The organism is Streptomyces sp. NPDC046925 (genome assembly GCF_040644915.1).
Classification (GTDB): Bacteria; Actinomycetota; Actinomycetes; order Streptomycetales; family Streptomycetaceae; genus Streptomyces.
The window spans coordinates 223,138-242,893 of sequence record NZ_JBEYWZ010000005.1 but is presented as its reverse complement, the minus strand read 5'-3'; the positions used below and the strand labels follow the sequence as shown (position 1 = coordinate 242,893).

17 protein-coding genes and 1 pseudogene are annotated in these 19,756 nt (G+C 70.1%); 12 read left to right on the top strand and 6 right to left on the bottom strand.

Going from position 1 to position 19,756, the window contains the following annotated elements; all coding sequences use genetic code 11:
* Positions 1-70 precede the first annotated feature (70 nt).
* On the bottom strand, positions 71-1,279 hold the full coding sequence (locus tag ABZ906_RS22560; protein WP_361385242.1) for a pyridoxal phosphate-dependent aminotransferase: 1,209 nt from the start codon (positions 1,277-1,279) through the stop codon (positions 71-73).
* 1,261 nt (positions 1,280-2,540) lie between these two features.
* Entirely contained in the window at positions 2,541-2,894 is a 354-nt protein-coding gene (locus tag ABZ906_RS22555; protein ID WP_361385240.1) for a hypothetical protein, read from the bottom strand.
* Between the two features lie 98 nt (positions 2,895-2,992).
* Here ABZ906_RS22555 and ABZ906_RS22550 point away from each other — a divergent pair, with 98 nt between their 5' ends.
* Positions 2,993-3,376: a hypothetical protein gene (locus ABZ906_RS22550; protein ID WP_361385238.1), complete on the top strand. Its 384-nt coding sequence runs from the start codon at positions 2,993-2,995 to the stop codon at positions 3,374-3,376.
* A 661-nt stretch (positions 3,377-4,037) separates the two neighbouring features.
* On the opposite strand, the gene ABZ906_RS22545 is transcribed toward ABZ906_RS22550, so the two are convergent.
* Positions 4,038-4,925, bottom strand: a complete 888-nt coding sequence (locus ABZ906_RS22545) for a hypothetical protein (protein ID WP_361385235.1) — start codon at positions 4,923-4,925, stop codon at positions 4,038-4,040.
* A gap of 298 nt (positions 4,926-5,223) precedes the next feature.
* Between ABZ906_RS22545 and ABZ906_RS22540 the strand changes: the two are divergent.
* The 11 genes and pseudogenes from ABZ906_RS22540 to ABZ906_RS22490 all read left to right on the top strand — a co-directional run.
* Positions 5,224-5,970 (top strand): annotated as a pseudogene (locus ABZ906_RS22540) (site-specific integrase); the annotation flags it as partial.
* Between the two features lie 702 nt (positions 5,971-6,672).
* A complete protein-coding gene (locus ABZ906_RS22535; RefSeq protein ID WP_361190775.1) occupies positions 6,673-7,200 on the top strand; it encodes a DUF2617 family protein in 528 nt (175 codons plus the stop codon).
* Between the two features lie 63 nt (positions 7,201-7,263).
* Entirely contained in the window at positions 7,264-8,766 is a 1,503-nt protein-coding gene (locus ABZ906_RS22530; protein WP_361385232.1) for a polyamine aminopropyltransferase, read from the top strand.
* Positions 8,767-8,812: 46 nt separating this feature from the next.
* Positions 8,813-9,631, top strand: coding sequence for an SRPBCC domain-containing protein (locus ABZ906_RS22525; RefSeq protein WP_361190781.1), 819 nt, complete (start codon positions 8,813-8,815; stop codon positions 9,629-9,631).
* Between the two features lie 43 nt (positions 9,632-9,674).
* A complete protein-coding gene (locus ABZ906_RS22520; RefSeq protein ID WP_361385229.1) occupies positions 9,675-10,469 on the top strand; it encodes an aldose 1-epimerase in 795 nt (264 codons plus the stop codon).
* 30 nt (positions 10,470-10,499) lie between these two features.
* Complete coding sequence (pyrE, locus tag ABZ906_RS22515) at positions 10,500-11,051, top strand: orotate phosphoribosyltransferase (protein ID WP_361190787.1); 552 nt, start codon at positions 10,500-10,502, stop codon at positions 11,049-11,051.
* Between the two features lie 131 nt (positions 11,052-11,182).
* Positions 11,183-12,214, top strand: coding sequence for a class II fructose-bisphosphate aldolase (fbaA, locus tag ABZ906_RS22510; protein WP_361190789.1), 1,032 nt, complete (start codon positions 11,183-11,185; stop codon positions 12,212-12,214).
* A gap of 90 nt (positions 12,215-12,304) precedes the next feature.
* Entirely contained in the window at positions 12,305-12,718 is a 414-nt protein-coding gene (locus ABZ906_RS22505) for a DUF3151 domain-containing protein (RefSeq protein ID WP_361385226.1), read from the top strand.
* A 158-nt stretch (positions 12,719-12,876) separates the two neighbouring features.
* A complete protein-coding gene (locus ABZ906_RS22500; protein WP_361190795.1) occupies positions 12,877-13,698 on the top strand; it encodes a tryptophan 2,3-dioxygenase family protein in 822 nt (273 codons plus the stop codon).
* Between the two features lie 103 nt (positions 13,699-13,801).
* Positions 13,802-14,977 (top strand): kynureninase, encoded by a 1,176-nt coding sequence (gene kynU, locus ABZ906_RS22495; protein WP_361385851.1) that lies wholly within the window; start codon positions 13,802-13,804, stop codon positions 14,975-14,977.
* Between the two features lie 122 nt (positions 14,978-15,099).
* Positions 15,100-15,978 (top strand): alpha/beta hydrolase, encoded by an 879-nt coding sequence (locus ABZ906_RS22490; RefSeq protein ID WP_361190797.1) that lies wholly within the window; start codon positions 15,100-15,102, stop codon positions 15,976-15,978.
* Between the two features lie 46 nt (positions 15,979-16,024).
* Here ABZ906_RS22490 and ABZ906_RS22485 read toward each other — a convergent pair whose 3' ends face one another.
* Genes ABZ906_RS22485 through ABZ906_RS22475 form a run of 3 tightly spaced genes read right to left on the bottom strand, consistent with a single transcriptional unit; the run spans position 16,025 to position 19,192 of the window.
* Positions 16,025-17,242, bottom strand: coding sequence for a cytochrome P450 (locus ABZ906_RS22485; RefSeq protein ID WP_361385223.1), 1,218 nt, complete (start codon positions 17,240-17,242; stop codon positions 16,025-16,027).
* A 19-nt stretch (positions 17,243-17,261) separates the two neighbouring features.
* Positions 17,262-17,930 carry a response regulator transcription factor gene (locus ABZ906_RS22480; protein ID WP_361190802.1) on the bottom strand — a complete coding sequence of 223 codons (669 nt, stop codon included), beginning with the start codon at positions 17,928-17,930 and terminating at the stop codon, positions 17,262-17,264.
* Entirely contained in the window at positions 17,927-19,192 is a 1,266-nt protein-coding gene (locus tag ABZ906_RS22475) for a histidine kinase (protein ID WP_361385848.1), read from the bottom strand. The genes ABZ906_RS22480 and ABZ906_RS22475 overlap by 4 nt, the downstream gene beginning before the upstream one ends.
* Positions 19,193-19,756 lie beyond the last annotated feature (564 nt).

The window sequence follows — 19,756 nt, the reverse complement described above, 5'->3', positions numbered from 1 at the left end:
CGTCGGTACGTCACAGCGAGAGCCCGGCCGGGACACCCCGGCCGGGCTCTCGCATGTCTGCCCGCGACTGCTACAGCGACTTCAGCCGGGAGACGGCCTCCGCGAGGACCTCGTCCTTCTTGCAGAACGCGAAGCGCACGAACGGCGCCCCGGCCTCCCGGTGGTCGTAGAAGACCGCGTTCGGGACGGCGACCACGCCGATGCGCTCGGGCAGGGCCCGGCAGAAGGCGAAGCCGTCGGACTCGCCCAGGGCGCTGATGTCGGTGGTGACGAAGTACGTGCCCGCAGGTCGGTAGACGTCGAAGCCGGCCGCCGTCAGACCCTCGCTCAGGAGGTCCCGCTTGGCGCGCATGCCCTCGCGGAACGAGGCGAAGTACGAGTCGGGCAGCGCAAGGGCCTCCGCGATCGCGTACTGGAACGGCCCCGATGAGACGTACGTGAGGAACTGCTTCGCCGAGCGGACCGCCGTCACGAGCTCCGGCGTGGACGTGATCCAGCCGACCTTCCAGCCGGTGAACGAGAACGTCTTGCCCGCGGAGCCGATCGTCACCGTGCGCTCGCGCATGCCGGGGAACGAGGCGAGGGGGATGTGCTCCGTGCCCTCGCCGTCGTCGAAGACCAGGTGTTCGTAGACCTCGTCCGTGACCACGAGGAGGTCGCGCTCGACCGCGAGCTTCGCGATCTCGGTGAGCTCGGCGCGGGTCAGGACGGTGCCGGTCGGGTTGTGCGGGGTGTTGAGGAGCAGCAGCCGGGTGTGCGGCGTGATCGCGTCGCGCAGCTCGTCCAGGTCGAGGCGGAAGCGTCCCGCGGCGGCGTCCGGGCGCAGCGTCACGGGGACGCGCTTGCCGCCCGCGAGGGCGATCGACGCCGCGTACGAGTCGTAGTACGGCTCCAGGGCGATGACCTCGTCGCCGGGCTCGACCAGCGCGAGCAGCGAGGCCGCGATCGCCTCGGTGGCGCCCGCCGTGACCAGGACCTCGCGGTCGGGGTCGTACGCGAGGCCGTACCGGTGCTGCTGGTGCGCGGCGACCGCCGTACGGAGCTCGGGGATGCCGGGGCCCGGCGGGTACTGGTTGCCGCGGCCGTCGCGCAGGGCACGCACCGCGGCCTCGCGGATCTCCTCGGGACCGTCCGTGTCGGGGAAGCCCTGACCGAGGTTGATGGCGCCCGTTTTCACCGCGAGGGCGGACATCTCGGCGAAAATAGTCGTACCGAACTCGGCGAGGCGGCGATTGAGCAGCAAGCGCCCGCTCCCGGATGTGGAGGTCATGGCCGCCATCCTGCGCCGAACCTTCGGACTTCCTCAACTCACGGCCGGGGGGTGGGGCCTGAAGTGATGCCCGAGACATGTCCTCTGAGCTGCGGCATGGCCTGGACGTTCAGTCCGGAACGTCCTGTGGCAGCGAAGGTTGCGCAGCCAGCGAACCTCGGTCATCGACAGACTCTGTCCACGGCATGGGGCTGCGCCCGCAACCGAGCCGCCCCATGCGGGCATGTACCGGGTATGAAGACCCCGCACCCGCTCCGCCGTATCGACGGTGCAATCGCGCGATGCTACGACGTATGGGACACGTTGACACCCCTGGACTGGCGGCGGAGCAGAAAATTTACGAACGCGATTTCAGGACGATGCTTCGAGTGGCAATGAAAAGATGCGGCTGATAGGCGAGATTAAAGAGGTGCATGAGCTAGTTGCGGTCAATTCGGCAAACATTGAATATCTGACTCGCGAACTGCGGAGGCTCGCCGAAATGGAGCTTCGCCTATTTGCCCAATTGCGCGACATTGACAGAAGTCTTGATGGGCAAGATTGGGAATCCTCTCCCCAATCTGAATAACGACGGGTTCGTCGCCCTGTACGTCGCCCACAGCGTGGGCGATCTCTGGATTAACGCGGCGTAGGCCGTGTCCACCTTCTTTCGTGTCTCGGTCAGGGGCTGGTACGTGGTGCTCGCGTTCGGTCATTAGTGTCTCGGTAGTCCAGCGTCAACGCTTCGCTCCGGATTGCATCTCTGGGGGTGATCGTTGCATGACGTCCGGTGCCCGGTCGGTCAGTCCCAATCGGACGGCGGCTGGTCGACTCGGCCCCCCTTGTGCGGCGTGTGGATGTAGTCCTGCGCACCACTGGGCAGTGCGGCGACGCAGGCCGATGAGCAGGCGTTCACCAGCAGGGGCAATACGTCAGTGGCCACACGCAGTGAAATCCACATCTGCCGGAGCCCAGCCTGTTCGATCGGACGGTCGCAAACGCTGCATCTGTGGATGGCTGTCGTGCCCCAGCGTCTGGGATCGAGGTCTTTCAGGGCAAGCTCCGTGACGGAGTCCAGGTCAGGCTGCAGGCGGGGAAAAGGCGGTCGCAACTTGTAGTTGCCGTGCACGAGCCTGAGCCGGGTGCACAACCGGGCCTGGCTGGTGCGTGCACTGTACGAGCGACTCGACCGGCTCCGGGCCGCTGCGCCCGTCAGCGAGGCGGTTGCCGCGCCCTCCTGAGCCTCCCGCCGGCATCATGCCCGGGTCTCCCCTGGCAGCCACCTCGGCCCCTAGTCCGTACGGCCGCAGGGAATCAGCGCGATGAATGGCACGTCGTCGGCCGAGAGTCCGAGATCGTCGGGGCGCAGTCCGGCAGCGGCGAGCTGATCGGCCGGGCGCAGGTGAGGGAACTCGGCGCGCAGTTTCATCAGGTCGCCGAGGACGGGTGAGATGCGGTCCATGACGTCCGGCCGCTGCTCGGCGAACCATCGGATGGCGTTGGACTCAGCCTGTGCTGCTTGCAGGGATGCGAGGTGATCGCGGGCAGCCGCTGCCTCTTGGCGCACGCGGTCGAGGGTGTCGAAGGCTTCGGCTTCTTCCTCCTTGGCTTCGCGGAGACGATGGCGGACGACATCGTCCGGCATAGATAACGATCAGATTTCTGAGGGAGTAACTGGATCATTAGTTGCTAGCTTCATATCTGAACGGAAGACTTTCACAAGTCAAGATGGGGACAGACTTCATGAACAAGCTTGCCCGCGCTATGGTCGGCGCTGCTATCGCCACCGTATCGGTAGCCGGAACGCTGGTCACTGCCAGCACGTCGTCCGCCGCTACGTGGGATCACGTATGGTCCGGGGACGGGGTCAGGGTCTACATCAAGGAGAACAACGACTACATCTCCGTGTGCGACACGTCCGGGAATGGCCACTCGGCTGCCCTGGTCACCTACAAGTACACCATAACGGTCAGCAGCGGGAAGGGAACGTGCCAGCATCGCTCTGCCAGCCAGGGCAGTAAGTACAACCTTCCTGAGAAGCAGAACATCGAGGTGTCCTACGCCGGAACGGGCGGTCGCAGCGACACGTACTACTGGAAGCAGTCGGGCTTCTACAACGATCACTGATCGTGGAGCTTCCGCATAAAGGATGGCTGCTTGACAAGACATTTCGTTGAGTAGTCGCCTTCATGCATAGACGCTGTTTCGTCGGCAGGGGAATTCGGGTGGGTGGTCACGTCGGCCCAACGAGACGGCGGGCATGGCGTATCGGGCAGTCGGAGGAGGTAGGGAGATTGCCGCCGGGGTCCACCCGAGCACTGGCGGGCGGAGCGAACGGAGCGCGAGGAGTCGAGCCGCTCCACGGGCAATGCGGCCCCTGCCGTGGGCCTGATGATGACGTTCGCCCCGGTCGGCGCTTGGACCATCACATTGGCGCGGTTCACCGTCCACCCCTGGGACCGGAATACGTGAGTCCCGGAGTCTGTGACTCCGGGACTCACGGGATGTGGGCGCAGGCCAGGCGGTCTTGGCCCTGGAGGGGCGCCCCCAGCCCTGCGCACGTTCGATCGCGGTGGTGACCACGCTGGAGTGCCCCAGCAGGTCCCGCAGGATCAGCAGCGGGTCGGCTTTCAGCAGGTAGAGCGCGAGCCCGGACGCATCGCCGGTCACTGCGGCGAGCTGGGCGGCCTGCCGGTAGTGGCCCTCCACCAGCTTCTCCAGGGTGGCCATGGCGAAGGTGTGCCGGCACCGGTGCGGCGCGACATCCGGGAACCGCGGCCCGAAGCGCTCACGGATCCGGCGGGCCGTGCGGCGAAACAGCGTGCCCCAGTCCACAAACGGTCGCCCGTCGTAGCTCAGCGCCAGAAACAGCGAGCCTCCCTCCGGGCCGACCAGCCGCAGCCGTTCCTCCGGCCGAAGCGCCGCCCAGCGTGTGCGCCGACCATTGACCCGGCCGCCGTAAAAGTCCGCCTCCTCCACCACCAGTGGCCTCTCCGGCCGCCACGCCCCCCCGCGACATCTCCCTGTCCAGGTCGATGTAGGAGTGCACCGCCGCCAGTGAGGAATAGTCGATCCATGTCGTGCGGAACTTCCGCCCCTTGGCCGCCAACTCCGGGACCACCCACGGGATCGGCACCTCGGTCGGCTCGGCGGGCAGCGGCGGAACCTCATGAACCAGCAGGTGGGTGAACTCCCGGCTCCGCATCCCGGTGCCCAGCACCAGACCACCCACCGCCGCGTTCCGGCCCGGGAACCGGCCGCGGAACGTCGCGTCCTCCAGCCCATCCGGGCCAAGCCCGGCCAGTCCGTAGCGGAACAGATCCGCGAAGTCCGGCTCCAGGTACTGCACCTTCACGTGCGGCTTTGGCCGCCGCAGCCGGGCCCGGTTGTGCCGGGTCTCCACCAGCCGGCCCTGCACCATCCGCTTGCCGGTAGCCACCGTGAACGGCACCGCCGCGGCCAGGCCCTCATGCTCGGCCCAGTCATAGAACCGGCTCAGCGCTGTGACCTGCAACTCCCACGATGAGAACTCCAGCCGCTCGTCCATCGGCCCCGACAGCCGACGCTCCGCGTACGTACCGAGCGCGGCCACCAGCTCCTGCCGCGTACCGAACACCGCGACACGGCGTCGCTGCAGATGCACAAGCCAGTCCCGGGCCGCCAGCACGCCCGCCACGAATTCGGCGACGGCGCCCCGCTCGACGGCAGCGTACGAAGCCAGGCGTTCACCGCCCGCGTCGCCCGCGGACCCCCCTGGTCCTCGAACAGGAAGTCGTCGTCGAACAGCACCGGCATCCGCTCAGGGATCAACGGCTCGCCATCGAGCCCCCAGGACTGCCAGCCCTCGGAAGAAAAAAGTGCACCAACACGCGGCGGGACGGTACGTCCGCGACACGACCCTCATCAACTGCTAACCACACGTCCGATCAACGGGAGTTGAGGAATGTGAGACACGCCAAGAAAGCAGCGACAAACTGCCCGACCAGGTGTTCGCCGTTCGGGCGGCTCTTCTGGAGCCGTATCGGGCGATGGTCGACGTTGGCGCCGGGTGCGGCCTGCGTCAGGGCGAGGTGTTCGGGTTGGCGGAGGATGCCATCGACGCCGACGGGCAGACACTCCACGTGGTCCGGCAGATCAAACATGTGGAAGGGCGCCCGGTGTTCGCTCTCCCCAAGGGCGGCAAGAAGCGGGACGTGCCTTTGCCCGACTCCGTCGCGCGAGCTCTCCGGGCGCACATGGACGCCCGTAAGCCCGTGGAGATCACGTTGCCGTGGGATACGCCGGAAGGGCCGAAGGTGTCCGCCCGTCTGATCTTCACCGCTGAGCAAGGGGGCATGGTGTGGCGCAGCAACTTCAACGCCAAGGACTGGAAACCCGCCCTCGCCAAAGCGGGACTCATCCCGGAGGTTGACGAGGGGGAACGCTACGCGGGAGCCCGCGAGCACGGCATGCACGCCCTGCGGCACTTCTACGCCTCCGCCCTGCTGGACGCGGGCGAGAACATCAAGGCCATCAGCGAGTACATGGGGCACGCTGATCCGGGGCTGACGCTGCGGGTGTACGCCCATCTGATGCCGGACAGTCGGGAGCGTGCCCGCCGCGCCATTGACGAGGTCTTCGGAGCCTCCCGTTCGGGTGATGACGGCCCACAGACGGCCCAGAGAGGTGCCGACGACCCCTCAGGAACCCCTTTGGGCTGGTCAGGGGACACCACCCCCTGAGAACCCTCTGAAGTTCCTCAACTCTGCTTTGGGCCGACGGCCACGGGGGCATTCCCCTTTCACGCAAGTGCAACACGAACAACACGGAAGAACGCGGACCCACGGGGGGCCTGCTTCGGGGGAACGGAAAGGGGCGTGAAGGTCATGATCTTGGTCTTCGTGATTGTTGCGGTGGCTCTGGTTATCGGACTCGCAGTGTTCGCCGGTCGCGGAAGCGGCAGCGGCACGTACTCCGGGTCGGCCGGCTCGTCGGGTTCCGGTGGTGGTTGGTGGGCCGGCGGTGGTGACGGCGGCGGCGGCAGCTCCTGCGGTGGGGGGTCGTCCTGTGGCGGCGGCTCCTCCTGCGGCGGTGGCGGCGGTGGCGGATGTGGCGGTGGCGGAGGCAGCTGACACGGGGCAGCTGGTCCGTCCATTGTTTGAAGTGCTCGGCATGAGGCAACTCGTGCCGGGCACTTCGTCGTTGAGTCATTGAACAGTTGAACTGTGCAGCCCCCGCGGGGGTGGAAACCCTCCGAAGTTGGGTAAAAACGCTGTGGCAGTGCAGCAGTCCATGATTCCCTCTTAACCGTCAGCGCCGCCCTCGAAACGGACTAATTGGACAACAAGGACGTCTCGTGGGTACGAGCCGGCATTCCGACCTCCCGGTCGCCGACGACCGGGTGCGCCGGCACCACTTCCATTGCGTGTTAGCGGAGCCGACCCATGCTCACGACCCTGAAGACTGTCTATACCGACACGTGCGCCGCGGACCTCGCCTGGACCCTGGGGCGTGAGCCGCTGCCCGCGCTCGCCACACTCGAACTGCAACTCGCGGACGCCAGGATGGAGTTGCGGTTACTGGGGGCCTCGCACCAAGTGCTCCTCGAAGAGGAGCAGGGCAACTGCTCCGAGACCGTCGCCTGCATCCCCGGCAGCAGTACGCCGCTCCCGCTCGGCGTCTCCAAGCGCCTCGGCGACTGGGAGTACGAGTTCGCCGCGCGCGTCGAAACCCTCTCGCGCGGCCAGTTCGCGGGCCGCGCACAAGAACTGCTCGCCCTGGTGGCCGAGCATCCGCACGGACTCGCCGGGGTCTTCCCCGGCAGCCCGCACGCGTTCACCGCGATGCTGGCGCAGCGGCACGAAGGTGCGGTGCAGTGGCGCACCTGGCACGCCTATCCGCAGGACGGGCAACTCGTCGCGACCCGTACCCGCGTAGGGGTGAGGGTACCCGCGATGCACCCTTGTGGGTGACCGGACGTATGGGTTCGGTGACGTAGCGTTCCCAAGGTGATCGAGCCGTCAACACCTTTACCCGTGACACCCAGGACGGGACGGTTGCTCGTCCTGGCGGGCGTCTTCATCTGCGCGGCCTGCGGTCTCGTGTACGAACTGGAACTCGTCGCCCTCGCCTCGTACTTGATCGGAGACTCCGTCACCCAGGCGTCGGTGGTCCTCTCGGTGATGGTCTTCGCCATGGGCATCGGCTCCCTGCTCGCCAAGCGCCTGCGCTGCCGGGCCGCCGCCGGATTCGGCCTGGTGGAGTCGGCGCTCGCGCTGGTCGGCGGCCTGAGCGCCATGGCGTTGTACGCCGCGTTCGCCTGGACCGGCGACAAGGGCGAGGTCTGGGAAGGCGGCTCGCGGTATCTGCTCGTCGCGTTCTCGCTCGCCATCGGCCTGCTCATCGGCGCCGAGGTCCCGCTCCTCATGGTGCTCATCCAGCGGATCAAGCGGCAGGACCCCAGCGGCGCCGTCTCCGACCTGTTCGCCGCCGACTACGTGGGCGCGCTCGTGGGCGGCCTCGCCTTCCCCTTCCTGCTGCTCCCCCTGCTCGGCCAGCTGAACGGAGCGCTGATCACCGGCGCCGTCAACGCGGTCGCGGGCGGCGCCCTCGTCTTCGGCCTGTTCCGGCACGACCTGAGCGCGCGCGGCCGCTGGGCGCTGCTCGTCGCGAACGTCACGGTGCTCGGCCTGCTCGCGTCGGCCGCCGTGCTCGTCGGCGACTTCGAGGCGGCGGCGCGGCGTGCGGTCTACGGCAAGGACGTACGGATCGCCGTGCACACCGACATCCAGGAAGTGGTCCTCACCGGCGGCAGGAACAGGACCCTCGATCTCTACGTCGACGGGCACCTGCGCATCAGCGGCCGGGACGGGAACCGCTACCACCGGGCGCTCGTCGACCCCGCGATGAACGGTGGCAGGCACGCGCGCGTGCTGGTCCTCGGCGGCGGAGACGGCCTCGCGGCGCGCGAGGTGCTGCGGCACCGGGGGGTGCGGCGGGTGGACGTCGTCGAACTCGACCCCGGTGTCGTGCGGTTGGCGCGCCGCGATCCGGCGCTGAGCGAACTGAACGGACAGGTGTACCGCGATCCCCGGGTGCGGGTGGTGCACGCCGACGCGTTCCGCTGGCTGCGCTCGCCCCCTCGTACGTACGACGTGGTGATCTCCGATCTGCCGGACCCCGTCAGTACCGCGAGCGCCAAGCTCTACTCCCAGGAGTTCTACGGCCTCGTGCGGCGGACCCTGGCCGTGGGCGGCCGGCTCGCCGTGCACGCCGGACCTGTCGCCGACCGGCCCCGCGTCTTCTGGACGGTGGAGGCGACGCTGCGGGCGGCGGGGCTGCTGACCGAGGCGTATCGCGTGGAGGGCGCGTCCGCCGACTGGGGCTTCGTGCTCGCGGCCGGATCGCCCCCGTCCCGCACGGTCCTCGAACCACGCCGGACGGCGGCGCCGCTGCCGGCGGGCGTCATGTCCGCCGAACGGACGCGGGTGCAAGGGCTGACCCCCTCCACGCTGGTACACCCGCGGTACGCGAACTGACGAACTGACGTACATGTTCTCGGCCACGTGGGTAGGCTCGACTGCCATGGAGCATGAGGTGTTCGTTCCGGTTCCCGCCGACCGTCTTCAGCAGGTGCTGAGCGACCCCGAGCAGGTCGCTGGGGCGGTGCCCGGACTGCAGCGCGACGCCGACGAGTCCGCCCGTCCGCTCTCCGGCCGGCTCAAGGTGCGGGTCGGCGGTCACACCATCACGTACCGCGGTGCGGCGCGGGTCGCCGCGCGGGGCGACGGTGCCTTCGCCATCGAGGGTGAGGGCGTGGAGGTGCGGGGCGGTGGCTCCGTGAAGCTCTCCCTGACGGTGCGGCTCGACCCCGCCGAGGACGGCAGCGGGACCCGGCTCGTTTTCGCCGGGACGGGCGCGGGGGAGGGGCGGGTCGCCGAAAGTTCTCCACAGGCTGTGGAGAACGCGGTGCGCAGGCTTCTCGACCGGTTCGGGGAGGGGCTTGGACGCGGGGCCGCGCCTGAGCCCGCGGCGGTCGAGCCGGAGCCCGAGCCTGTGGTCATCGCGCCCGTGGAGCCCGTCGAGCCCGCTTCCGTCTTCGAGACGGAGGTCCCGGCCTCCTCGCTCGACGCGGATTCCGAGGACGATCTCGATGTCGACGACGTCGAGGTCGACGTCGAGGACATTCTGGCGCCGCCCGCGGAGGCCGCGCATGCTCGGCGGACGATGATCGGGCGCAGCGCGGAGGAGGTCGACCACGCGCCGCCCCGGGGGCGGTACGCGCCCGCGCCCGCGGCGGAGTCCCTCTCGTCCCGGGCCACCCTGCGGTGGGCCGCTCCCGCGGCCGCGCTGGTGGTGGCCTCGGCGATCGTCGCGGGGCGGGCGTTGCGCCGTAGGCGGTAGTCGTCGGGGATGAAGAAAGACCTCTGCCCGTAGGGTCGACCCCGTGAGTAGTGAAGAGAGCGTGACGCTGACCGCGGGTGACGCGGAAGTTGAGCTGCGGCCGGGGAACGGCTGCCGGGTCGGGAGTCTTCGGGTCGGCGGCGCAGAGCTGCTGCGGCAGGGCGAGCGCTACGGCTGCTTCCCCATGGCCCCCTGGGCCGGCCGCATCCGCGAGGGAAAGTTCCGCAACGGCGGCACGACCCACCAGATGCCCCTCAACTCCCCGCCCCACGCCATCCACGGCTTCGCGAGGGACGCCGCATGGCGCACCGCCCGCGCCACCAAGACCGAGGCCGCGTTCACGTACGACCTCACCGCACCCTGGCCCTGGGAAGGCCGCATCACGCAGATCTTCGCCCTCACCGAGGACTCCCTCACCCTCACCCTCGGCATCGAGACGTACGGCGACTCCTTCCCCGCCCAGGCGGGCTGGCACCCCTGGTTCAACCGCAACCTGGGAAGCGGCGAGGACGTACGCATCGACTTCGCCCCCGCCTGGCAGGAGGAGCGCGGCTACGACCACCTCCCCACCGGCAACCGCATCACGCCCCTCCCCGGCCCCCGGGACGACTGCTTCGGCATGCCCGACGGCGTCGACGTCACCCTCACCTGGCCGGAGCAGATCGAGCTGAAGGTGCAGAGCCGCGAGCCGTGGGTCGTCGTGTATGACGAGCAGGAAGCCGCCGTGTGCGTGGAGCCGCAGACCGGCCCGCCGAACGGTCTCAACACCCTGCCCCGCCTGGTCACCCCCATCGACCCGCTGGAAGCGTCGACGACCTGGACCTGGACGCGGCTCTGAGCTGCCGGACGCGGCTTTAAGCTGACAGGCATGACTGACGACGTACGTGGCGCCCTGCTGCAGCAGATCAAGGACAAGGCCGTGGTGCACGGCAAGGTGACCCTCTCCTCGGGTCTCGAAGCCGATTACTACATCGACCTGCGCCGCGTCACCCTCGACGGCGAGGCCGCCCCCCTGGTCGGCCAGGTCCTGCTCGACCTCACCGCCGACCTGGACTTCGACGCCGTCGGCGGGCTCACCATGGGCGCCGACCCCGTCGCCGGCGCGATGCTGCACGCCTCCGCCGCGCGCGGCAAGCGCCTCGACGCCTTCGTCGTGCGCAAGGCCGCCAAGGCGCACGGCATGCAGCGCCGCGTCGAGGGCCCGGACATCAAGGGGCGCCGCGTTCTCGTGGTCGAGGACACCTCCACCACCGGTGGCTCCCCGCTCACCGCCGTCGAGGCCGTGCGCGAGGCCGGTGCCGAGGTCGTGGGCGTCGCGACCATCGTGGACCGCGCCACCGGCGCGGGCGAGAAGATCACCGAGGGCGCCGGGGTGCCGTACCTCTTCGCGTACTCCAAGGACGACCTCGGCCTGGACTAGGGCCGGGCTGTATCCGGTATGCGGCGGGCGGCCTGAGCCGCCCGGCGGATCTGGAAAGATGGGGGCGACGATGACGTCGCCCCCTTAGGTCAGGGCCAAGCACACACCCGCACATCACAAGGAGCGGACACATGCCCATCGCAACCCCCGAGGTCTACGCCGAGATGCTCGACCGGGCGAAGGCAGGCAAGTTCGCCTACCCGGCCATCAACGTGACCTCCTCGCAGACGCTGCACGCCGCACTGCGCGGCTTCGCGGAGGCCGAGAGCGACGGCATCATCCAGATCTCCACCGGTGGTGCGGAGTTCCTGGGCGGCCAGTACAACAAGGACATGGTGACGGGCGCCGTGGCCCTCGCCGAGTTCGCGCACATCGTCGCCGCGAAGTACGACATCACCGTCGCGCTGCACACCGACCACTGCCCCAAGGACAAGCTGGACACGTACGTCCGTCCGCTGATCGACGTCTCCGCCGAGCGCGTCAAGGCCGGTCGTAACCCGCTCTTCCAGTCGCACATGTGGGACGGCTCCGCCGAGACCCTCGCCGACAACCTGGCCATCGGCCAGGAGCTGCTCGCGAAGGCCGCCGCCGCGAAGATCATCCTCGAGGTCGAGATCACCCCGACCGGCGGCGAGGAGGACGGCGTCACGCACGAGATCAACGACGAGCTGTACACGACGGTCGACGACGCGCTGCGTACGGCGGAGGCCCTCGGCCTCGGCGAGAAGGGCCGCTACCTCCTGGCCGCGTCCTTCGGCAACGTCCACGGCGTCTACAAGCCGGGCAACGTCGTCCTGCGCCCGGAGCTCCTCAAGGACCTCCAGGAGGGCGTCGCCGCGAAGTACGGCCTGCCCGCCGGCTCGCAGCCCTTCGACTTCGTCTTCCACGGCGGCTCCGGCTCGACCGCCGAGGAGATCGCGACCGCCCTGGAGAACGGCGTCGTGAAGATGAACCTCGACACGGACACGCAGTACGCCTTCACGCGTCCCGTCGCCGACCACATGTTCAAGAACTACGACGGCGTCCTGAAGGTCGACGGCGAGGTCGGCTCGAAGAAGACGTACGACCCCCGCACCTGGGGCAAGGCCGCCGAGGCGGGCATGGCCACGCGCGTCACCGAGGCGTGCGCGAACCTGCGCTCCACGGGCACGAAGCTGAAGTAAGCCCTGCCGCTGTCGCCGAAGGGCCCGCTACCCCCTCCCGGGAGGGGGTAGCGGGCCCTTCGCGTCGGCCGATGGCGCAGACTGGAACCCATGGCCATTCACAAGGATCTGCTCGGGGGACCGCCCCCGACCCACCTGCCCGACGACCCGGAGCCGCGCGAGCTCCTCGCGAACGGCGCGGCGCCCGCCGACGTCGCCGCGAAGTACCCGACCTCCTCGCTCGCCTGGGCGCAGCTCGCCGACGCGGCGTTCGAGCGGGGCAGCGTCGTCGAGTCGTACGCGTACGCCCGTACCGGCTACCACCGCGGCCTCGACTCGCTGCGCCGGGCCGGCTGGAAGGGGCACGGCCCGGTGCCGTGGGAGCACGAGCCGAACCGCGGCTTCCTGCGGGCCCTGCACGCCCTCGCGCGCGCCGCGCAGTCGATCGGTGAGCAGGAGGAGTACGAGCGCTGCTCGGGCTTCCTGAGGGACTCCTCCGAGACGGCCGCCGACACCCTGGGTTAACCCCCGAAGACGTACGTGACCTGCCTGGACGCCCCTGTGACCAGGCAGGTCTTGCCGTTTCCCCGGATGTTGCGGAGGATGCCGGTGGGGACCGGGGCCCCCGTGTCGGTAACGGCAGGGGCGGACCGCTACCCGGAGTACGTATCAAGGAGATCGCGATGTCCCAAGAGGCGGACACCCCGAACCTCGACTTCGCAGGAACCACCCCTTACGAGGACTACGTCCAGGCCGACGTCCTCACACACCTCCAGCATCTGCGCTCGGACGACCCCGGCGAGATGGTCTTCCTGGTGACCACCCAGGTGATGGAGCTGTGGTTCACGGTCATCGTGCACGAATGGGAGACCGCGTCGCGCGCCCTGCGCAGTGACGACGTCCCCGTCGCCGTGGCCGCACTCAAGCGCAGCCTGCGCGAGCTGGAGGCGCTGAACGCCTCCTGGCGCCCGCTCGCCCAGCTGACCCCCGGGCAGTTCAACTCCTACCGTTCGGCGCTCGGCGAGGGGTCCGGATTCCAGTCCGCGATGTACCGCCGCATGGAGTTCCTGCTCGGTGACAAGTCCGCGTCCATGCTGGTGCCGCACCGGGGCGCGCCGCGCGTCCACGCGGAACTGGAGAAGGCGCTCCAGGAGCCGAGCCTGTACGACGAGGTGCTCGCCCTGCTCGCCCGCCGCGGTCACGCGGTCCCGGAGTCCGTCCTGCAGCGTGACCTGACGCAGAAGTACGAGCCGTCCCCGCAGGTCGAGAAGGTGTGGACCGACCTCTACGCCGGGGACGAGAGCGACGAACTCGCGCGTCTGGGAGAGGTGTTGACGGACGTCGCCGAGCTGGTGTGGCGCTGGCGCAACGACCATCTGGTGGCGACGCGGCGCGCGATGGGCTCCAAGACGGGCACCGGCGGCTCCGCGGGCGTGGCCTGGCTGGAGAAGCGCGCGACGAAGAACGTCTTCCCCGAGCTGTGGACTGCGAGGAGCCATGTCTGAGGGCGGTACCGGCAACGGTTTTGGGCAGGCGTCCTGCGGGGCGGGACGGGTGGGCAAAACCCACGACGGCGGCGAGCGCGACCTCCGTGCGCAAGCGGAAAAGATGGACGCGGGCGACGAACTCAGCGCGAAGCGCAAGGAGTTCGTGCTCGATGACACCGTCTACCTGGACGGCAACTCGCTGGGCGCCTTGCCCGCGAACGTCCAGGCACGCGTGGCAGACGTGATCACACACCAATGGGGGCAGCTGCGCATCCGCTCCTGGGACGAGAGCGGCTGGTGGACCGCCCCCGAGCGGATCGGCGACCGCATCGCCCCCCTCGTGGGCGCCGCCCCCGGCCAGATCGTGGTCGGCGACTCGACGAGCGTGAACATCTTCAAGGCCCTCGTCGCCGCCGTACGCATGGTCCGTGACACGGACGAGGGGCGCGACGAGATCGTGGTTGACGCGACGACGTTCCCCACGGACGGGTACATCGCCGAGTCCGCCGCGCGCATGACGGGGTGCCGTCTGGTGCCGGTCGCCCCGGCCGACGTCCCCGGCGTCCTCGGCCCGCGCACGGCGGTCGTCCTGCTCAACCACGCCGACTACCGCACCGGGCGCCTGCACGATCTGCCCGGCCTGACGTCGGCCGTGCACGACGCGGGCGCCCTTGTGGTGTGGGACCTGTGCCATACCGCGGGCGCGCTGCCCGTCGGGCTCGACGCGCACGGCGTGGACCTCGCGGTCGGCTGCACCTACAAGTACCTGAACGGGGGTCCCGGTTCACCTGCCTACATCTACGTACGGGCGGATCTCCAGGCCCGTTTCGACTCCCCGCTGCCCGGCTGGAACTCGCACGCCGAGCCCTTCGGGATGCGGCCGGAGTTCGAGGCCGCGGACGGTGCCCTTCGGGGCCGGGTCGGTACGCCGGACATCCTGTCGATGCTGGCCCTGGACGCGGCGCTCGACGCCTGGGACGGGGTATCCGTCGAGGCCGTACGGGCCAAGTCCCTCGCGCTCACGGACTTCTTCGTCGAGTGCGTGCGGGCCTACGTCCCCGAGGGCCGCGTCGAGGTGCTCACCCCGGCCGCGCACGGGGAACGCGGCAGCCAGGTCGCCCTGCGCTGCGACGACGCGGGTGACGTGATGCGACGGCTCATCGAGCAGGGCGTGGTCGGCGACTTCCGGGCGCCGGACGTACTGCGCTTCGGCTTCACGCCGCTGTACGTCGGCTTCGCCGATGCGGAGCGGGCGGCGTCCGTCCTCGCGCGAACCCTTGACGGGAGCGCGGGGTAACGATCCCGCCGCCGGTCGGGCGGGCTGGATTTCCGGCCCGCCCCGAGCCGGTTCCGGGAAGGGGCGGGGTAGGGGAAGATCAAGAGACCAGTACCCCCACGCACCCGCAGAGAGGTTGTCGCATGCCGGACGACGCCGACGCCGTGGCCCGCGATGCCGCCGAGGCCGAAGCCGCCTTCTCGCACCCCGCGGTGACGCCCGACGCCATCGCGGCGTACGGCGAACACCCCGACCAGGTGGTCGACTTCTACGAACCCCGCAGCGGCACGGGGGGCAGCGCGCCCCTGGTGGTCGTCCTGCACGGCGGAGCCTGGCGCGCTCCGTACGACCGGCGGCACATCACGCCCTTCGCGGACTTCCTGGCCAGGCGTGGCTTCGCCGTGGCCAACGTCGAGTACCGCAGGGGGAGTCCGATCCCCGCGCAGGGAGGCGGCCCGGCCGCGGGCAGCTGGCCCGAGACGTTCGACGACGTGGCCGCCGCCTTCGACGCGCTGCCCGCCCTGGTGGGCGACCTGCTGCCGTCGGCCGACATCCGCCGCACCGTCGTCACGGGCCACTCCGCGGGCGGGCACCTCGCGCTCTGGGCCGCCGCCCGGCATGTGCTGCCCGTGGGCTCTCCCTGGCGCATCGACCGTCCCGCACCCTTCCGGGGCGCCGTCGCCCTCGCGCCCATCGCCGACTTCCGGGTCGCTCAGGAGCTGGGGGTCTGCTCGGACGCCGTGGTGCAGTTCCTCGGCGGCAAGGAGAACGTCGACGAGCGTCTGGCGCACGCCGACCCGGCGGCCCTGCTGCCCACCGGCATCGCCACGACTGTCGTCCAGGGCCGTACCGACATCGTGGTGCCCCAGGCGGTGGCCGAGGCGTACGCCGACGCGGCGGCGAAGGCGGGCGAGGTCATCGGCGTGACGCTGCTGGAGGACGTCGGGCACTTCCCGCTGATCGACCCGGCGGCGGACGCGTGCGCGGTGGTGGCGGAGGAGATCGCGCAGCTGGCGTTCTGACGGGCGCCCGCGGGAGTCGTACGTACGGGAGTCGTGCGTAAGGGGCTCACACCTCCACAAGGAGTTCCCGCAGCCCCCGGATCACGAAGTTCGGCTTCCGTTCCGGCTCCGCGGCCAGTTTCAGGGCGGGGGCGCGGTGGAGCAACGCGCCCAGCGAGGCCGCCAGTTCGATGCGGGCCAGGGGTGCGCCGATGCAGTAGTGGATGCCCGCGCTGAAGGAGATGTGGGGGTTCTCGGCGCGGGCCAGGTCCAGTGCTGCGGGGTCGGTGAAGACGGCCGGGTCGTGGTTGGCGGAGCCGAAGAGGAGGGCGACCTCGCTGCCGCGCGGGATCATGGTGCCGTCGACTTCGATGTCGTCCAGGACCCACCGCTCGAAGAGCTGGAGCGGGGTGTCGTACCGCATCAACTCCTCCGCGGCGCCGGGAATCAGGCCCCCGGGGTCCGCGCGCAGGGCGGCCAGCTGGTCGGGATTGCGGAAGAGGGCGTACCAGCCGTTGACGGTGGCGTTGACCGTCGCCTCGTGCCCCGCGTTGAGCAGCAGCACGCAGGTGGAGATCATCTCCTGCTCGCTCAGGGACTCCCCGTCCTCGTGGGCGGCGATGAGCCCCGAGATCAGATCATCACCGGGCTTCTCGCGCCGTACGGCGATGAGTTCGCGCAGGTACGCCGAGAATTCCAGGGACGCGGTCACCGCCCGCGCGGCGGTCTCCCCGGAGGGGCTCAGTTCGTACATCCCGCAGATGTCGGCCGACCAGGGGCGCAGCTGGTGCCGGTCGCTCTCCGGGATGCCCAGCATCTGCGCGATGACCGCCACCGGCAGCGGCTCGGCGACGCGGGCCGCGAGGTCTCCGCCGCCGTCGGCGACGAGGTCCCGTACCAGCCGGTCCGCCAACTCCTCGACGTACGGGCGCAGTCGCTCCACCGTGCGCGGCGTGAAGGCCTTCGACACCAGGCGCCGGATGCGGGTGTGGGTCGGCGCCTCCAGGTCGAGCATGCCGTTGTCGTTCAGGACGTGGAACGGCTCGTGCTCGGGCGGCGGCGCCTGCCGCCCGAACTCCTCGTGCGTGAACCGGTGCAGATAGGTCCGCCCGAGCCGCCGGTCCCGCAGCAGCGCCGACACGTCGGCGTGATGCGGGATCAGCCACTGGTCGGTCGGCTCGAAGTAATGCACCCGCCCCGCGTCCCGCAGCCGCGCGTAGGCGGGGTACGGATCGGCGATGAACTCCGGATCCCAGGGGGCGAAGGGGGCGTTCGTGGCATCCATGGAGCGACGGTAATGGCGCTCAGCCGGGTGTGACCAGCCTTGCCTCGTACGCGAAGACGGCGGCCTGCGTGCGGTCCCGCAGGCCCAGTTTCACCAGGATGCGGCTCACGTGGGTCTTGATCGTGGACTCGGCGACCACGAGGCGCGAGGCGATCTCCCCGTTGGACAGACCCTGGGCGATGAGCACGAGCACCTCCGTCTCGCGTTCGGTGAGCTCGCCGTACTGCTGTGCCTGGACCGTCGCCGAGAGGCGCGGAGACTCGCCGAGCTTGGAGAACTCGGTGATGAGGCGGCGCGTCACGGAGGGCGCGAGCAGGGCCTCGCCCGCCGCCACCACCCGTACGCCGTCCGCGAGCTGGCGTGCGGATGCGTCCTTGAGGAGGAAGCCGGAGGCGCCCGCGCGCAGCGCCTGGTAGACGTACTCGTCGAGGTCGAAGGTGGTCAGGACGAGGACCTTCGACTCGACGTCCGCCGCGACGATCTCGCGGGTCGCCTCGATGCCGTTCAGCTCGGGCATGCGGATGTCCATGAGCACGACGTCCGGTTCGAGTTCGCGGACGCGCCGGACCGCCTCGCGGCCGTTGACCGCCTCGCCCACGACCTCGAAGTCCGGCATCGCGTTGAGCAGGACGGAGAAGCCCTCACGGACCATCATCTGGTCGTCGGCGATCAGTACGCGGATCGTCATTCCCGGCCTCCGGTGGGCTCCGACGCGGACGCGACGGGCAGGAAGACGGTGACTTCATAGCCGCCGTCCTCGGTGTTCTCTGTGGTCATCTCGCCGTCCAGCATGGTGACACGTTCGCGCATGCCGGTCAGGCCGTGGCCCGCTCCGGGGGACGGCTTGACCAGGCCGGTCGCCGGGCCGTTGACGATGCGCAGACCCAGGCCGCCCAGGACGTAGCCGACCTCGACGCGGGCCGTGGCGCCGGGGGCGTGGCGCAGGGTGTTGCTCAGCGCCTCCTGGACGATGCGGTACGCGGAGAGCTCGACGCCCTGCGGGAGCTCGCGGACCGCGCCGGTGATGACCTTCTCTACGGTCAGACCGGTCTCGCCGACGTTGGCGATGAGCCGGTCGAGGTCGGCGAGGGTGGGCTGCGGGGCGTCCGGCGCCTCGTAGTCCTCGGCCCGTACGACTCCGAGGACGCGGCGCAGCTCCGTGAGCGCGGCCACGGCGTTCTCGCGGATCGTGACGAACGCCTGCTCCAGCTCGGGCGGCGGGTTCTCGACGCGGTAGGGGGCGGCCTCCGCCTGGATGGCGACCACGGACATGTGGTGCGCGACGACGTCGTGCAGTTCGCGGGCGATGGTCGTCCGCTCCTCCAGGAGCGTGCGCTTGCCGCGCTCCATCTCGGTGACCGTCCGCTGGACGCTGACCTCGCGCTTGGCCTCGCGGCGGATGTGCACCAGGGAGGCGGCGAGCAGGGCGAGCGCGGAGAAGAAGAGCATCTCCGGGGTGTTGGCGCCGTAGCCCCGGCCGAGGAAGATCTCGGAGCCGATGCCGAAGATGGCGGTGCCCACCCACATCCAGGCGGCGGTGCGGGGCCGGGTCCGCAGGGTGACCACCGTCATCACGACGATGTTCGCGAGGAAGACGCCGGCCCGCCACGGATGGTCGTCCCAGGCGTAGCCCAGGGCAGCGGAGAAGGGGGTGCTCGCGAGCAGGATCCACCAGGCGCCGACGGGCCTGACCAGGGTCATGACGACGGCGGCGGCCGGGATGAGGGCGGTGAGGACGTAGCCGAGGCCGCCGTCGTCGTCCGCGTACCCGATGAGGAAGACGAAGAAGGCAGCCACCCCGACCGCCGCGTGCGGGGCCCACCCGGCGTACGGGCGTATCCGGCCGGGCAGGCGCCGGGCCAGCGGGCTGTCCGTACGTGCCCGGGGCAGCGGGCGGTAGACGAAGGCACCGCGGAAGAGGTCCTGGCGGAGCCCTGCGAGTGCACCCATGGCCAGGCGGAACTCCGGGCTGCGGGAGTTGCTGGGGGCGGTCTTGGTCGCGTCATTCACGCTTACGAAGGTACGGGGGCGGGGGCGGGGGGTCGTCCCGCCTGGGACGGGTTCCCGGGAGTCCGTCCCAGGTACTACACGGGGGTAACCGGGGTACGGCACAACGCCCCGGATCCCCCCGTGGACCCGGGCCGCCGCACGTCTCACGGCCGGGGCAGCGGCGGCTCACGCCCTCCGCCGCAGCCCCGCCATTCCCCCACCGACTAGCCCCGCGGCCGGCTCGATCCCACGAGCTCGGTCGGCCTCCGCCAGGCCCGAGCTCGGTCGGCCTCCGCCAGGCCCGAGCCCGGCCGGCCTCCGCCAGGCCCGAGCCCGGCCGCCCACCGCCGGGCCCGAGCCCGGCCGGCCTCCGCCAGGCCCGAGCCCGGCCGCCCACCGCCGGGCCCGAGCCCGATCGGCCGCCGCTGGGCCGAGCCCGGCCCGGCCTGCCCGTCCGATCCGGTCGTCGTCACGCCCGAGCCCGGCCCGGTCGCCCCGCCCTGCCTGCCGGTCCGGTCACCTGCG